Source organism: Sellimonas caecigallum (genome assembly GCF_019754295.1).
GTDB classification, from domain to species: domain Bacteria; phylum Bacillota; class Clostridia; order Lachnospirales; family Lachnospiraceae; genus Sellimonas; species Sellimonas caecigallum.
The window spans coordinates 106,434-121,877 of sequence record NZ_VIRV01000003.1 but is presented as its reverse complement, the minus strand read 5'-3'; the positions used below and the strand labels follow the sequence as shown (position 1 = coordinate 121,877).

At 45.2% G+C, this 15,444-nt stretch carries 14 protein-coding genes, 1 tRNA gene and 1 pseudogene; 14 read left to right on the top strand and 2 right to left on the bottom strand.

Features of this window, described 5'->3' with window-relative positions; genetic code table 11:
* Positions 1 to 32 precede the first annotated feature (32 nt).
* Positions 33 to 512, bottom strand: a complete 480-nt coding sequence (locus FLB61_RS04015; protein ID WP_087201143.1) for an ABC transporter ATP-binding protein — start codon at positions 510 to 512, stop codon at positions 33 to 35.
* Positions 513 to 649: 137 nt separating this feature from the next.
* On the opposite strand from FLB61_RS04015, the gene cls reads away from it, so the two are divergent.
* The 7 genes and pseudogenes from cls (at position 650) to FLB61_RS03980 (ending at position 8,819) form a co-directional block, all read left to right on the top strand.
* Complete coding sequence (gene cls, locus FLB61_RS04010) at positions 650 to 2,125, top strand: cardiolipin synthase (RefSeq protein ID WP_087201141.1); 1,476 nt, start codon at positions 650 to 652, stop codon at positions 2,123 to 2,125.
* Between the two features lie 77 nt (positions 2,126 to 2,202).
* Positions 2,203 to 3,255 carry a trigger factor gene (tig, locus tag FLB61_RS04005; protein WP_087201138.1) on the top strand — a complete coding sequence of 351 codons (1,053 nt, stop codon included), beginning with the start codon at positions 2,203 to 2,205 and terminating at the stop codon, positions 3,253 to 3,255.
* 121 nt (positions 3,256 to 3,376) lie between these two features.
* A complete protein-coding gene (locus FLB61_RS04000; RefSeq protein WP_144018327.1) occupies positions 3,377 to 4,087 on the top strand; it encodes a M48 family metallopeptidase in 711 nt (236 codons plus the stop codon).
* 2 nt (positions 4,088 to 4,089) lie between these two features.
* On the top strand, positions 4,090 to 5,637 hold the full coding sequence (locus tag FLB61_RS03995; RefSeq protein WP_221919451.1) for a YARHG domain-containing protein: 1,548 nt from the start codon (positions 4,090 to 4,092) through the stop codon (positions 5,635 to 5,637).
* Between the two features lie 242 nt (positions 5,638 to 5,879).
* The gene (locus tag FLB61_RS03990; RefSeq protein WP_221919450.1) at positions 5,880 to 7,277 is read left to right on the top strand and encodes an MATE family efflux transporter; all 1,398 of its coding nucleotides are present in this window, start codon (positions 5,880 to 5,882) and stop codon (positions 7,275 to 7,277) included.
* Between the two features lie 17 nt (positions 7,278 to 7,294).
* Positions 7,295 to 8,098: pseudogene (locus FLB61_RS13320) on the top strand (N-acetylmuramoyl-L-alanine amidase); the annotation flags it as partial.
* Between the two features lie 43 nt (positions 8,099 to 8,141).
* Positions 8,142 to 8,819 carry a sigma-70 family RNA polymerase sigma factor gene (locus FLB61_RS03980; protein ID WP_087213063.1) on the top strand — a complete coding sequence of 226 codons (678 nt, stop codon included), beginning with the start codon at positions 8,142 to 8,144 and terminating at the stop codon, positions 8,817 to 8,819.
* A gap of 48 nt (positions 8,820 to 8,867) precedes the next feature.
* Here FLB61_RS03980 and FLB61_RS03975 read toward each other — a convergent pair whose 3' ends face one another.
* On the bottom strand, positions 8,868 to 10,163 hold the full coding sequence (locus tag FLB61_RS03975; protein ID WP_087201129.1) for an HlyC/CorC family transporter: 1,296 nt from the start codon (positions 10,161 to 10,163) through the stop codon (positions 8,868 to 8,870).
* Positions 10,164 to 10,370: 207 nt separating this feature from the next.
* Between FLB61_RS03975 and murB the strand changes: the two genes are divergently transcribed.
* The 7 genes from murB to fba all read left to right on the top strand — a co-directional run bounded on the left by murB (position 10,371) and on the right by fba (position 15,429).
* Positions 10,371 to 11,279 (top strand): UDP-N-acetylmuramate dehydrogenase, encoded by a 909-nt coding sequence (murB, locus tag FLB61_RS03970; protein WP_221919449.1) that lies wholly within the window; start codon positions 10,371 to 10,373, stop codon positions 11,277 to 11,279.
* Between the two features lie 55 nt (positions 11,280 to 11,334).
* The gene (gene rapZ / locus FLB61_RS03965; protein ID WP_087201125.1) at positions 11,335 to 12,213 is read left to right on the top strand and encodes an RNase adapter RapZ; all 879 of its coding nucleotides are present in this window, start codon (positions 11,335 to 11,337) and stop codon (positions 12,211 to 12,213) included.
* A 4-nt stretch (positions 12,214 to 12,217) separates the two neighbouring features.
* Positions 12,218 to 13,183: a DNA-binding protein WhiA gene (gene whiA, locus FLB61_RS03960; RefSeq protein WP_221919448.1), complete on the top strand. Its 966-nt coding sequence runs from the start codon at positions 12,218 to 12,220 to the stop codon at positions 13,181 to 13,183.
* Positions 13,180 to 13,437 (top strand): HPr family phosphocarrier protein, encoded by a 258-nt coding sequence (locus FLB61_RS03955; RefSeq protein ID WP_087201121.1) that lies wholly within the window; start codon positions 13,180 to 13,182, stop codon positions 13,435 to 13,437. The genes whiA and FLB61_RS03955 overlap by 4 nt, the downstream gene beginning before the upstream one ends.
* An 8-nt stretch (positions 13,438 to 13,445) precedes the next feature.
* The gene (locus tag FLB61_RS03950) at positions 13,446 to 14,417 is read left to right on the top strand and encodes a diacylglycerol/lipid kinase family protein (protein WP_221919447.1); all 972 of its coding nucleotides are present in this window, start codon (positions 13,446 to 13,448) and stop codon (positions 14,415 to 14,417) included.
* Positions 14,418 to 14,464: 47 nt separating this feature from the next.
* Positions 14,465 to 14,536 (top strand) — tRNA-Glu (locus FLB61_RS03945).
* Positions 14,537 to 14,562: 26 nt separating this feature from the next.
* The gene (fba, locus tag FLB61_RS03940) at positions 14,563 to 15,429 is read left to right on the top strand and encodes a class II fructose-1,6-bisphosphate aldolase (RefSeq protein WP_087201116.1); all 867 of its coding nucleotides are present in this window, start codon (positions 14,563 to 14,565) and stop codon (positions 15,427 to 15,429) included.
* The last annotated feature ends 15 nt before the right edge of the window (positions 15,430 to 15,444 follow it).

Below are 15,444 nucleotides of genomic sequence, written 5' to 3'. Positions count from 1 at the left end.
AAGGCTGCCAGGGATGGCAGCACTTTTATTTGCTATTTTTTCTTGTTATTCTTTTCGGCGCTGCTGTTCATAGCGGCTTCTTTTGCTCTGGCCAAGAATCCTTTTTTCTTTTTCGGAGTCTCCAGAGGTCCTCTGACACCTTTGGCGCCGGTAATGTAAATACCGCTGATAGTAGCTTTGATCTCCTTCTTGACCGGAATCAGCGGAAATACCTGATCATCGCACATGAAAGTCATGATCTTAGGTCCGACCTTTGCCTTTACTACAGCCACTTTGGAACGGCGCAGATATTTCGGCGTATTCTCAAGAACAATAGAAGGGAACCCCGCCTCTTTGATTTTCATACGGCCTTTGTCGATAACGAGCATGGAAACGGTCTGTGACATTGCTTCCATCTTTTCCTGTGCTTCGGCCTGTCTTTTCTGAGCTCTTTTTCCGAGGAAATAGAGAACGATCAATAAGATTACAATGATGGCCAAAACGATAAGAGATATCTTAAATGCAAGGCTCATGATTACTCTCCTCCAATCTTTTGTTGCACATGTTGTATTGTAGCATTGTTTTCGCCTAAGTGCAAGAGGTTTGAAGCCTGCTTGCATCTTTTTTGCCGTCCCGTTATAATGAAGAGAAGAAATGAGGTGGAAAAAAGATGGAAATGATATTGGATACGGCCAAAATGGTCATTCTGTGGATACTGGACAATCTTGTGTTTATCAATATCCTCCTGTCCATCGTTATCATTTTTTTTCAAAGGAGAAATCCAACAGCGGTCTGGACATGGCTTTTAGTACTGTATTTTATTCCTATCCTGGGATTTGTGCTGTACCTCATCGTAGGGCAGGATTACAGAAAAAGCCGGATGTTTAAGATGAAAGAGATCGAAGGCGAGATCAAATATGCGGTGCGCAGACAGGAAGAATCGATCTATCGGAAAAAACTGCGGCTCAAGACGCCGCAGATGGAGCGTTTTCAGAGTCTGATCTTATACAATCTAAACGCAGGAGAAGCGGTTCTTACGGACAACAATGACATCCGGATCTATACGGACGGAAAAGAAAAATTTCTTGCCCTGATCCAGGAGATGGAACAGGCAGAGAACTATATTCATCTTCAGTATTATATTATACGGGACGATGAACTCTGGCACGACATCGAGAAAGTACTTGTAAAAAAGGCCAGAGAAGGAGTTGAGGTAAGAGTTCTTTTTGACAGTATGGGCTGCCGTAAGATGAAGGAGAGGGCGTGGCGCAGGCTGGAGGAAGCAGGCGTGCAGGTGGCTGAATTTTTTCCGGCATTTTTGGGCCAGCTCCAGCTGCGGATCAATTACCGGAATCATAGAAAGATCGCCGTCGTGGACGGACGAATTGGATTTGTAGGCGGATTTAATATTGGAAGGGAATATATTGGACTGGACACGAAAAAATTCGGTTACTGGAGAGACACACATCTGTGCATAGAAGGGTCTGCAGTCACATCTCTGGCAGTCAGGTTCGTTTTGGACTGGAATTATGCGGCAAAAGAGAATCTTTTTCTGGAAGACAGGCTTTTTGCCATACCGGAATACCGACGAAACGGCAATTCTCTTGTTCAGATCGTATCCAGCGGCCCAGACTCCAAGTACGATACTGTGAGGGATAACTATCTGAAAATGATCCAGATGGCGGAGAAGAGGATTTATTTCCAGACGCCGTATTTCATACCGGATCAGGCGATACTGGATTCCCTGAAGATTGCGGTAAAATCCGGGATCGATGTGCGGATCATGGTTCCGTGCAAACCAGATCATCCGCTTGTATACTGGGCGACCTATTCCTATCTGGGGGAGATGGCTCAGGCGGGAGCAAAGTGTTATACGTACCAAAATGGTTTTCTTCACGCAAAAACGATGACGGTGGACGGACTTGTAAGCTGTGTAGGCACTGCTAACATGGATATCCGAAGCTTTCAGCTGAATTTTGAAGTCAACGCTACCATTTACAGTGAGACAACGGCAAAAAAACTGGAAGAGGCATTTGAGAACGATCTGATGCACTGCGAGGAAGTGACGGAGGAAACGTACGAACAACGGACACTTTTGATCCGGATGAAAGAGCAGGTATCGAGACTCTTCTCGCCGCTTCTGTAAGGAATATATCTTGTAAAGAGATGGAAGATATGATATAACAGTTGTTGTGTATGATTTGAGAAAAAAGGAGACTATAAATGAAAAAAAGAATGACAGCAGTGATGGCCGGAGTGTGTATGGCGGCCGTGGTTGCATTTGCAGGATGTGCGCCAAAAGAAATCGAAAATGACTATGTAAAGATCACAGGCTATAAAGGCATTGAAGTGGATAATGTGGAAAAAACGAAAGTAACTGATGCGGACGTTGATACACAGATCGAAAACATGCGGCAGTCTTACGCCACTTACACCGATGTGACAGACCGGGCGGTGCAGGATGGAGATACCGTCACGATTGATTACAGTGGGAAAAAGGACGGGGTGGCTTTTGAGGGCGGCACTGCTCAAGACCAGCAGCTGGAGATAGGATCCGGAACCTTCATCGATGGATTTGAGGAAGGGATTATCGGACATAAGACGGGAGAGAGTTTTGATCTCAATTTGACATTCCCGGATAACTACAGAAATGAAGAGCTGAGCGGGCAGCCGGTCGTATTCAGTGTTACTCTGAAGAAGATCCAGCAGAAAAACCTGCCGGAAGTCAACGACGACTTTGTGACGATGGTAAAAGGAGAAAAGACAACTGTCTCCGAATACAAAAAAGAGATCAAAGAGATGCTGGAACTCAAAGCAGAGAGTGACTATCAGTCTGCAAAGCAAAGTGCTATTGAGAAGACATTGATGGAAAATGTCGAAGTGAAAAAGTATCCGGAAAAAAAGGTAGAAGAATACACGGAGATGATGAAAAGTCAGTATCAGCAGATTGCAGATGCAATGCAGGTTGAGTATGCAGATGTGATACAGCAATACACAGGAATGGATGAGAAAACATTTGAGACTGAATTGGATAAACAGATCAAAGATGTCATCAAACGCCAGGAAGCTCTGGATCTGATCGCAAAAGAAGAAGGAGTGAGTGTATCGGACAAAGACATCGATCAATGGCTGAAAGACTACGCTGCTTTGAATCAGATTTCGGTTGAAGACTTAAAAAGTCAGAATACCGATGAGGAGATCAAATCAAATGTGCAGCGGGAAGAAACGGTAAATTGGCTGTGGGACAATGCAAAGATAAAAAAAGATGATAAGTAAGAAGGAAGGCGGACCGTGACATTGGAAGTGCGGCCCGCTTTTTGGCATATAAAGGATAAAAGTATTGCGCAAACAGGAGAAAAAGACGATAATAGAAAGAAAGGGACTGGGGGAGAAAAGAGTGAAGCGCTGTTTCCGAAAAGATGATGCGATCATGTTTGATTATGATCTTACAAGGACAAAGAGAAAGACAGTGGAAGTGGTCGTTTTTCGAAACGGTAAGGTAGGGGTAAAAGCTCCATACTGGATGTCGAGACCGGCCATTGAGAATTTTTTGTCTGAAAAGTCCGCCTGGATACAGAAGCATGTAGGTAAGGCTGGAGAGCAAAACGCGGATTGCCAACCTAAGAAATTTGCGGATGGGGAGACGTATTTTTATCTGGGAAACGAGTATACTTTGAATACGGGGAAGCAAACGGACAGGGGAGTACGGATTTCGGGGAAGGATCTTCTGATTGGCGGAGCTTTTACTTCCTCTGATGAGAGGTGCAGGAGACTGGAAAAATGGTATCGGGAAAAGGCGAAAGAACATATCGCAGAGAGAGTGAGACAGATTTCGGAACAGACTGGCTATGTGCCGAACAGAATTACCGTCAAGACCCAAAGGAAACGTTGGGGGAGCTGCAGCAGCAGACGGAATGTGAATTTTAATTGGAAATTGATCATGCTTCCGGAGAAAGTGATCGATTATGTGATCATACATGAGTTGTGCCACCTGAAAGAGATGAATCATTCCAAGGCGTTTTGGGGCGAGGTGGAGCGGATCATGCCGGATTACAGACAATACAGAAAGTGGCTGAAAGACAATGCAGGGAAAGTTGAGTGGGAGTAAGTATGAGAGAAAATCTTAAGACAGCAGTAGAATTGGCAAAACAAGGAGAGATAGAAGGATTCGATCGGATATACACGGAAACTTGTGAAGATGTATATTTCAGGGCCAGACTAATGATGGGAAACCGCGGAGAAGCAAAAGCTTTGGTAAAACAGGTGTACCTTGTTGTATTCCGGACCATACAGACACTACAGGACAATTCCAAGATGGAAAAGTGGCTGTATACGGTTTTGTATAAACTGGGAGAAAGAGAATGCAGAAAGAAAAAGGGACTCAACCTGGAAGAGGAAAACACAGCTCCGCCTTGGGAAGGAGTATCTAAACCGGACACAACTGCAGAAAAGCAAAAGATAGCAAAGATACTGAAAAGTGGATATAAGAAACTCGGCTCTGCCGGAAGGCTGATTTGTCTTGCTTGCTATTACGAAAAGTGGAAGACGGAAGACGTGGCCCGCATTTTCAGAATTGCGGAAGAGAAGGTGCAGGGAATTCGGGAGTATGCAAGGATTGAGCTTGGACTTAGGTGTGCGGAGAAAGGATATGAAAGTGTCGATGTCTCCGAAGAGATGATGTACCTGATGTTTGAGCTTTTGAGAGAAGATGCGGAAGAAGAAATACGACAGACGAAACTGGACGATCTTTATCTGGAGATTCAGGAAGGATTGGACTACGCAGAGGAAGAAGGAAAGGATGATAAAAAGGGATTTTCATTTAAATGGTTGATTGCAATCCTGACCGGAGCAGCCGTTTTGATCGGTCTTGCAGCGGCTGGCGGACACTATCTGGGACAGCATGTGGCAAAAAACGGAGCCGAGACAAAAAAAGAGCAGGGGCAAAAAGAAACAGGGGAGGAAAAATGGAGCCTTGCAAGCTACAGAGGAAACTGGTGCGACGAGGCAAATGCAGACAATACTGTCATGGATTCAGACGGACTGGACGAAATCAACATCAAGACGGCAGGGAATCAAAAGATCATTTTTGACATCCGGCATACCTATGGGGCAGAAGAAGATTATGCATTCCGTGGTGCCAACGACGTGACGGGAGTTGTATTTGACAAAAAAGCATCCTTTACCTTCTCCGATGAAAGCGGAAACAGGATGGAAGGAGTTATCGAATTTCTTGATGATGCCCTGAAAGTATCGGTAAAGCCGGCGTCGGGAACGCAGCCTCAAGGGTTGACTGCTGAAATGGAGTGTACGATGAAAAGGGATGCGTACTATGGCGAGAGGATGACAGAAGAAGATGCCCAGGAGGAAGAGATGGAGGTGTCTGGAGACTATATATTCCCGGACAGTGATAAGCGTCTTCTCACAGAAAAAGACTTTGAGGGAAAGACGAGACAGGAGCTGCGATTAGGGAGAAATGAAATCTTTGCCCGAAGGGGGAGAGCATTTCAGACAAAAGATTTAAATGAATGGTTTTCATCAAAAGACTGGTATGACCCAAAATATACAGCAGAAGAATTTACCCAAAATGTGCAGCTCAATCAGTATGAGATAGAAAACAGCAACCGCATTCTTCAGGCGGAGAGCCAGGCGGATGAATAGATGTTTTATCACAGAAATAAAACTTCTCGCATATGTTGTTATAAAAACACATATGCGGGAGTTTTTTTATGGCTGTTTCTATTATGCTTGATGCAGGACAGGGCGGATGAAAGATGTGCGGATATGTAAAGCGGCAAAACAGGTGTGGACATCTGTTTTATTCTGAACTATACTAAAAGATACAGGCTTTTGCACCGGCGTGTTAATGTGCCTATGACATTAATAAGAGAGGAAGAGGAAACATGGCAAAGCAAAAGAAAGAGACGAATCTTGGGAAAGATCCGGTAGGCAGACTTTTGTTCCGGTTGGCTGTTCCGGCAATTACAGCCCAGATTGTAAACGTACTTTATAATATGGTAGACAGAATGTATATCGGGCATATCCCGAAAATCGGAGCTGCGGCTCTGACAGGAGTGGGTGTCACGTTTCCGATCATTATGGTCATCAGTGCATTTGCGGCTTTAATGGCGATGGGAGGTGCGCCGAAAGCCTCCATTATGATGGGAAAAGGCGATCGTGAGACGGCTGAGAAGATCTTGGGAAACTGTACAAGCGGAACGATTGCAGCGGGATTGATCCTGACGGTTTTGCTCCTTATTTTTGGAAGAGATCTGCTGATGCTTTTCGGCGCAAGTGAGAATACGATTGGCTATGCAGATACTTATATGAAGATTTATGCCTGCGGCACACTTTTCGTACAGATCGCACTTGGACTCAACACATTTATCACGACTCAGGGGTTTGCGGGAACAAGTATGCTGAGTGTTGTTATAGGGGCGGTTACAAATATCATTCTGGACCCGATTTTTATTTTTGGATTTGATATGGGAGTAAGCGGGGCAGCTCTGGCAACCATCATTTCTCAGGCGCTCTCAGCTGTGTGGGTACTCCTGTTCCTGACTGGAAAGAAGACGACGCTGAAGATCCGAAAGAAATATCTGAAAATTGACCCGAGACTTTACGGATCATGCCTGGCGCTTGGGATGTCTCCGTTTATCATGCAGGCCACGGAAGGAGCAATCACAGTGTGCTTCAACTCCTCATTGCTTCGATATGGCGGGGATATTGCGGTAGGAGCGATGACGATCCTGAGCAGTGTGATGCAGTTTTCCATGCTGCCGCTTCAGGGACTTACACAGGGAGCCCAGCCGATTGTCAGCTTCAACTATGGTGCAGGTAATATGGAACGAGTGAAGAAAGCGTTCTTTCTTCTCCTGCGTGCCTGCGTGATCTACTCAACACTGCTTTGGGCAGTGGCGGTTTTTGTGCCGCAGGCATTCATTATGATCTTTACATCTGATGCGGATCTTTCTGCCTATACGGAATGGGCGATGCGGATCTATATGGCAATGTCTTTGATCTTTGGTATCCAGGTTGCATGTCAGCAGACATTCATTGCACTTGGAAATGCGAAGACATCCCTGTTTCTTGCTGTCCTTCGTAAGATCATTCTGCTGATTCCTTTGATTTTTGTCCTTCCGCTATTCTTTACAGACAAAGCGATGGCTGTATTTTTGGCGGAACCAGTCGCAGATACACTTGCGGTGGCAACGACAGCTACAATGTTTTTTGTTCAATTCCGAAAACTTTTGAAAAGAATGGAAAAAGGAACAAAGAGTGAGGAAAAGGCGGAGGCATAGGATAACAGCGCAGATATGAGACGGCACATGGAGGGAGAGACCCCGGAGCAGTTTACAAAGGAAGACAGGAGAAGGACGATGCGCTCAAACTTACGCTTGCCGTCGGAGAAATCCTGTCTAACCGGGGACTGGATGTACAGTACACCAGGACGACAGATGTGTATGAAACCCCTTATCAGAAAGCGATGAAGGCAAATGAAGCGGGGGTCGATTATTTTGTGTCTATACACAGAAATTCTTTTCCGACCGACAACGCGGTATCGGGGGTGGAAAGCCTTGTCTATGATCTTTCCGGAGTTAAATATGAGATGGCGGAAGATATCAATGACCAGCTGGAAACTATCGGTTTTCGAAATCTGGGAGTGAAAGCGAGACCGAATCTTGTTGTTCTGAAACGTACGAAGATGCCGGCAGTGCTCGTCGAGGCCGGATTTATCAATTCCGATACGGACAATCAGCTTTTTGATGATAATTTTGATGCCATTGCCGAGGCAATCGCAGAAGGAATATTGGATACATTGCTGCAAAATCCAACATCCTCCCAGAATCCTGGATCATTCCCGGATGTGATGCCTCAGATTCCATCCGAGGAAAGTGAACAGGAAGCATATCATATTCAGGTGGGAGCTTTCCGGAATCCGGAATATGCAGAGCGGTTAAAAAATGAGCTTTTAAACGAAGGATTCCCGGCTTTTGTAAATCAGATCGGACCATTTTACAAAGTGCTTGTAGGACATTTCACATCCGTCGATCAGGCGGCAAGTACAGAGCAGGCACTTCGGCGGTCTGGTTATCAGACAGTCGTTGTTTCGCAGATGTGAGAAGCGGGAACTTGAATGCAGAAAAAATAAAAGGAGAGATACAATGTCAGGAAAACTGGAATTTCAGGGAAAACTGGGGTGGATTCTGGAAGAGGCCAAGGAACATGGCGGAAGAATCCGAAGAGAAGATGTAGAAAAATATTTTGAAGAAGATCATTTAAGCGAACAGCAGATGGAACTTGTATACGACTACCTTTTATCACAGAAGGTAGCCGTATCTGGGTATGAAAGAAAGTTCGGAAAGATCGTGGATGCGGAGGAGAAGGAACTGTCTGTTCTCACACCTGAGGAAGAACGATATCTGGAAAACTATGAACAGGAGATTGGTGCGTGCAGGGAAAAGATGGGCCCTTGGCTTGAAAAAGTTCTCGACATTGCCCGCAAACTTCACGACGGCAGTGTGTTTCTGGGGGATCTTGTGCAGGAAGGGAATGTCAGCCTGATGCTTTCTATGGAGGAGACACAGGATGAGGAAAAAATCCTGGAAGCGGTAGAGACGGGGATCGAAGCATTTCTGGCGGAACAGAAGGACGTAAAAATCCGCGACAACAAGATGGTAGAAAAAGTAGACGAGCTGGAGGAACAGATCCGTAAGCTGAAAGAAGAGATGGGCCGAAAGATTACGCTGGAAGAGCTTGCACTCTACACAGAAAGAAGCGAAGCGGAGATTAAGGCAGTTCTGAAACTGGCCGGGGAAGAGATACAGGAAGAAGAGAAATAGAATGGAAAGCGAAAAAACGAGGCAGAGTGTTGAAACTCTGCCTCTCTGTTATTCCTCGTCTTTTTCCTTTGTTTCTTTTTCCGGATGTACCCATTGTGGAGGGAGATAAACGTGAACGTCTTCCACGCGGTTTTTGTCCAGCTTTTCCACGACAAGCCGAACACCATCCTCGGTCGTTACCTCATCTCCCTCAGCAGGAAGACGATCCAGTCGCTCGATGATAAATCCGCCGAGAGAATCGTAATCGTCGGATGCAAGAGAAAGCCCCAGTTCGTCGTTGAGGTCGTCCAGATTTGTGGAACCTTCCACAATATATTCATGGGTGTCAAGTTCTTTGACATCCTCATCTTCATCCTCGTCATATTCATCGTGGATTTCGCCGACAATTTCCTCTAGGATATCTTCCAGAGTGATCAGACCGGCTGTTTCGCCGTACTCATCCAGGACGATAGCGATATTAAATTTGGCATCCCGCATCTCTACCAGAAGTTCGGAGATGTTTTTATATTCGTATGTGAAATACGCTTCTCTGAGAATGTCCCGCACATGAAATTCTTTGGAACTGTCATATAAAAGAAGGTCTTTCATATTAATAGTACCAACCACGTTGTCGGTCGTTTCCTCGTAGACCGGAAGCCTGGTAAATTTATCTTCACGGAAGATCTCGATGAGTTCTTCGTAAGTGCTGTCGATATCTGCGAAGGTCATATGAACACGCGGCACCATGACATCCTTCGCCTTGGCATCGCCCAGGTCGAATACATTATATATCATTTCCTTTTCTTCGGATTCGATAACACCGTCCTCATGACTCACGTCCACGATCGTCCTCAGTTCGGTTTCGGTCATGGTCTTGTCCGGTTTATTTGGATCGATGTGCAGGAGAAGCAAAATGCCTCTTGAGAGCAGATTGATCAGGAAGATAACCGGTGTCATGATCTTGGTAAAGAGCCGGATGATCGGAGAGTAGGCCAGACTGATTTGTTCTGAGTGGAGAGTTGCCGTTGTCTTCGGCGTGATCTCTCCAAAAATAAGAATCAGTATGGTAATGGCGGCGTTGGCCACAGCGATCGCCGATCCTCCGAACTGGTAAGCGATACTCGTGGTCAGTGAAGCTGCGGAAATATTTACGATATTATTTCCGATCAGGATAGCGGTCAGCATTTTCTGAGAATTGTCTGAAAGCCAAAGCACCAGCTTCGCGCGCTTGTTTCCCTCATCTGCAAGGGAACGCATACGAATCTTATTGGACGTAGTAAGTGCCGTCTCCGCAGAAGAAAAAAATGCGGACAAGGCGAGAAGACACAATAAGACGATAATTTGTATGACAGTAGTCGAGTCCAATGAAAAGTTCACTCCTTTTTTGATAAAAATATATTTTTTTAGTCTTCCATTTGCGGGGAATGCTCATACTAATACCCCGATGTACAGACCATGTTATCATTTTACCGTATTCTATCTTAATTTTCAAGAGTACGTTGAATTTGGCAGGGCTTTGATGTATGATAGTGGGGAAAATCAGAACAGAAATAAAATGGAGATAACGACAGTATGAATAAAGAGATTTATGAGGGACTTCTGGCATGTCTTTCGTCAGAAAAAGTAAAAATGGGGGAGTTGATGGCAAGACATACGACATTTCGGATCGGAGGCTCGGCAGATTTTTTTGTGCTCCCGGAAAATGTCCAGGAAGTACAAAATGTCATAGGATTTTTGAAGGAAAAAGGACAGCCATACTATATACTTGGAAACGGCAGTAATCTTCTTGTGAGCGATAAAGGTTACAGAGGGACGATAGTTTGTCTGAGCAGAATGAATGGCATTGAGGAAAAAGACGGCGCCATCTTCGCTCAGGCCGGCGCGCTCATGTCCAAGATAGCAGCAAAAGCGTTGGAAAATTCCATGGCAGGGTTTGAGTTTGCATCCGGGATACCGGGAAGTGTAGGCGGCGCGGTTGTCATGAATGCAGGAGCATACGGCGGAGAAATGAAAGATGTCATCGAAGAAGTGACAGTTTTAAATGAGGAGAACGAAATTGTGACGATGCGAAATGAGGAGCTCGAGTTCGGCTATCGGACAAGTGTTGTCATGAAGAGAGGATATACAGTGCTGAGTGTGAAGATCCGCCTGGAAAAAGGAGAAAAAGAAAAGATAAAAGCACTTATGGACGAACTGAAGGAGAGAAGAACAAGCAAGCAGCCGCTGGAATACCCGAGCGCGGGCAGCACGTTCAAGAGGCCGGAAGGATATTTTGCCGGAAAACTTATTCAGGACAGCGGTCTTTCTGGATTCCGTGTGGGAGGAGCAAGGATCTCCGAGAAGCACAGTGGATTTGTCATAAATGGGGGAGATGCCACAGCAGAAGACGTGAACAGCCTGATGCAGCAAGTATCAGACAAAGTATATGAGAAATTCGGTGTGAGACTGGAGCCGGAAGTAAAGCGGCTTGGAGAATTTTAGCGGCTGAACAAAAAGATTGAGGAAGATAACGGGAAGAGAGTGGAAAGGGGTACAGATGCGTATAGTAATCGTTACCGGGATGTCCGGTGCAGGGAAATCAACAGCACTGAAAATACTGGAGGATGCAGGGTATTTTTGCGTAGATAATCTGCCAATCCCGCTCGTTCCAAAATTCATGGAGATGATCCTTCTCCCGGGGACAGAATACACAAAGGTGGCGCTTGGCATTGACATCCGTGGAGGGCAAAATTTTGACGAGATGGCAGACATTCTAAAACATTTTCAAGAGACGGGGATCAAATTTGAGATCTTGTTTCTGGAGGCAGGCGATGCGGCGCTGATCAAGCGGTACAAAGAGACGAGACGAGCGCACCCGCTAACTGGAGGCGGAAGAGTAGATAAAGGGATCGAGGAAGAAAGAAGGAGACTTTTATTTCTGAAGCGGCATGCGGATTACATCATAGATACGAGTCAGATGCTTACAAGAGAGCTGCGCTCAGAGATGTATAAGATTTTCATTGAGAACAAAAACTACAAAAATCTGTATGTTACAATCCTCTCCTTCGGATTCAAGTATGGGATCCCAGAGGATGCGGATCTTGTGTTTGACGTGCGTTTTCTGCCAAATCCATATTATATCGAAGAATTGCGACCGATGAGCGGAAATGATGAGCCTGTAAGGGAGTATGTCATGAAAAGTCCTGTGGCCCAGGAATTTCTGAACAAACTGACGGATATGATCCAGTTTTTGATTCCAAACTATGTGACAGAAGGAAAGAATCAGCTTGTCATCGCTGTTGGGTGTACCGGTGGAAAACATCGGTCTGTCACACTGGCCAACGGCCTTTATCATGCCCTCGAGCAGGATGAAAGTTACGGGCTGAAAATCGAACACAGAGACATAGAGAAAGATGCCAAGGTGAAAGGAAAGTAAGGATATGTCATTTTCAGGGAATGTAAAAGAAGAACTTCTTGGACACATCAGTACAGCCAGGCATTGCCAGATCGCAGAGCTTTCGTCTATTCTTCTTTTCTGCGGCAGAGCAAAATGGGGGGAGGGGAGAATCAGAACTCTGAAAGTACAGACGGAAAATGAAGCTGTTGCAAGAAAATGCTTTACATTGTTGACAAAAGCGTTTAATATAAATGCTGAAATTTCTACGCGCCAAAACCAGGAGAAAAAAAGTGTCATGTACACGATTTCGATCGATGACTGCCGGGATGCGGCAAGAGTGTGGAAAGCAGCAAAACTATCAGAAAGCACAGTGGAAACGGGAGGGTTCTCCACAGTCAGCGGCCTGGTCACACAGAATGGCTGCTGTAAAAGAGCTTTTTTGCGGGGGGCATTTTTGTCTGCGGGATCTATGAGTGACCCGAAAAAATCTTATCATTTCGAAATCGTATGTTCGTCAGAGGAGAAGGCTTTGCTGCTTCAAAAACTGATGTGTGATTTTGAGATGGACGCTAAGGTTGTAAAAAGAAAAAAAATGTTTGTCGTATATCTGAAAGAGGGAGCACAGATCGCGCTGATGCTGAATGTTATGGAAGCCCCGGTAGCGCTCATGGAGCTGGAGAATATCCGGATCTTAAAAGAGATGCGCAATTCGGTCAACAGAAAGGTAAACTGCGAGACTGCCAATATCAACAAGACGGTGTCGGCTGCGGTAAAGCAGGTGGAAGACATTTCTTACATTGATGAAAAAATGGGGCTTGACAAACTTTCAGAAGGGCTTGAGGATATTGCAAGAACGAGACTGAAGTATCCGGAGGCGACGCTAAAAGAGCTTGGAGAACTGATGGCAGAGCCTATAGGGAAGTCAGGCGTCAACCACAGACTCCGCCGATTGGGGCAGATTGCCGAAAAATTGAGGGAAGCAAATGGAGTGCAAGGAGGTACAGTATGATTAAGAAACCTTTGAAGATTAAATGTGATGACGGATTAGATGCAAGACCGATCGCGCTGCTTGTTCAGGAAGCAAGTCAGTACGAAAGCAGGGTGTTTATCGAAATTGGTAATAAAAAGATCAATGCCAAGAGTATCATGGGGATGATGAGCCTGAAACTGAGCGGCGGAGAGAATCTTACAGTTGTGACAGAAGGAGCAGACGAGGAGGCAGCTGCGAAAGGGATAGAAAAATTCCTGGAGCATGCCAGATAGAACATAGAATGAAAAAGATACTTTTTATTTATAATCCGAATGCGGGAAAGGGGCTTCTGAAGCCAAAGCTTTCGGATATTATCGATATTTTTGTGAAGAGCGGATGCGAGGTAGTCATATATCCGACCCAGAGTTATCACGATGCGTACCGGAAGGTACGGGCATTTGACGATCAGTATGATATCGTCGTGTGCAGCGGCGGGGACGGAACGCTGGACGAAGTCGTGACGGGAATGATGAAACGGGAAAACCATGTTCCGGTCGGATATATTCCGACAGGAACAACAAATGATTTTGCCAACAGCCTTCATATTCCGAAAGATCTGTTGAGTGCGGCGGATGCCGCGGTCAACGGAACGGAATTTCACTGCGACATAGGTACTTTTAACAATGACATTTTTGTGTATGTGGCAGCGTTTGGTTTGTTCACAGATGTTTCCTACCAGACAAAGCAGGAGATGAAAAACATGCTTGGACATCTGGCGTACGTGCTGGAAGGAGCAAAGCGTCTTTTTGATATTCCGTCTTATCATGTCAAAGTATCTTTCGATGGGGAAGAGGTGGAGGATGATTTCATATTTGCCTCTGTTACAAATTCCCGTTCAATGGGTGGATTCAGAAACATGTTTGGACATGAGGTGGAGTTTGACGATGGAGAGTTTGAAGTGACGCTCGTAAAGACACCGAAAAATCCGCTGGAGCTTCAGGGAATCCTGACTGCACTTATGCGAAAACAGAAAGATTCCAGCTATATGTATAATTTCAAAGCGAAAAAGATCCGTTTTGAATCTCTTGAGGAGATCCCGTGGACCTTGGATGGGGAATTTGGCGGAGAATTTGATAAAGTTACGATAGAAAATATGCGGCAGGCACTGTCGATCATGGTGCCGGAAGAGAAGGCTCAGGAGCTGATCCACTACCCTTACAAAAAAGATTTCAAAAATCTTGAAGAAAAAGACTTGTATATTTCTGAAAAATAAGATACAATAATGCAAGTGAGGAGTACATCTGATGTACACCAGCAAATGGCCCCCTGGTCAAGCGGTCAAGACGCCACCCTCTCACGGTGGAATCAGGGGTTCGATTCCCCTGGGGGTCATACCTTAAAGAAGTGGAGGAAAAAATATGTTAGTATCAGCAGCTGAAATGTTAAAGAAAGCAAAAGCAGGACATTATGCAGTAGGGCAGTTCAACATTAACAACCTGGAATGGACAAAGGCTATTTTGACAGCCGCAGAAGAGACAAAGTCTCCGGTTATCCTCGGCGTATCTGAAGGTGCCGGAAAATACATGGCAGGCTATAAAACCGTAGTAGGAATGGTAAATGGCATGCTTGAAGAAATGAAGATCACAGTTCCGGTTGCCCTTCACTTAGACCATGGTACATATGAAGGATGCCAGAAATGCATCGAAGCAGGTTTCTCATCTATCATGTTTGACGGATCTCATTATCCGATCGAAGAAAATGTAGAAAAGACAAAAGAACTCGTTGCAACCTGCAAAGAAAAAGGAATGTCTTTGGAAGCTGAAGTTGGTTCTATCGGCGGAGAAGAAGACGGGGTAGTCGGAGCAGGCGAATGTGCAGATCCGAAAGAATGTAAGATGATTGCAGACCTGGGTGTAGATATGCTGGCTGCAGGTATCGGAAACATCCACGGAGTATATCCGGAAAACTGGAAAGGATTAAGCTTTGAGACACTGGATGCTATCCAGGAACTCACAGGAGATATGCCGTTAGTACTTCACGGCGGTACAGGAATCCCGGATGACATGATCAAAAAAGCAATTTCTCTTGGAGTTGCCAAGATTAATGTAAATACAGAATGTCAGCTTGTATTTGCTGAAGCTACACGTAAATACATTGAAGAAGGCAAAGATAAAGAAAAGAAAGGCTTTGACCCGCGTAAACTCTTAAAACCGGGAACAGAAGCGATTGTAGCAAAAGTAAAAGAAAAAATGGAATTATTTGGTTCCGTTGGAAAAGCTGAATAATTGAAAAAAAGAATA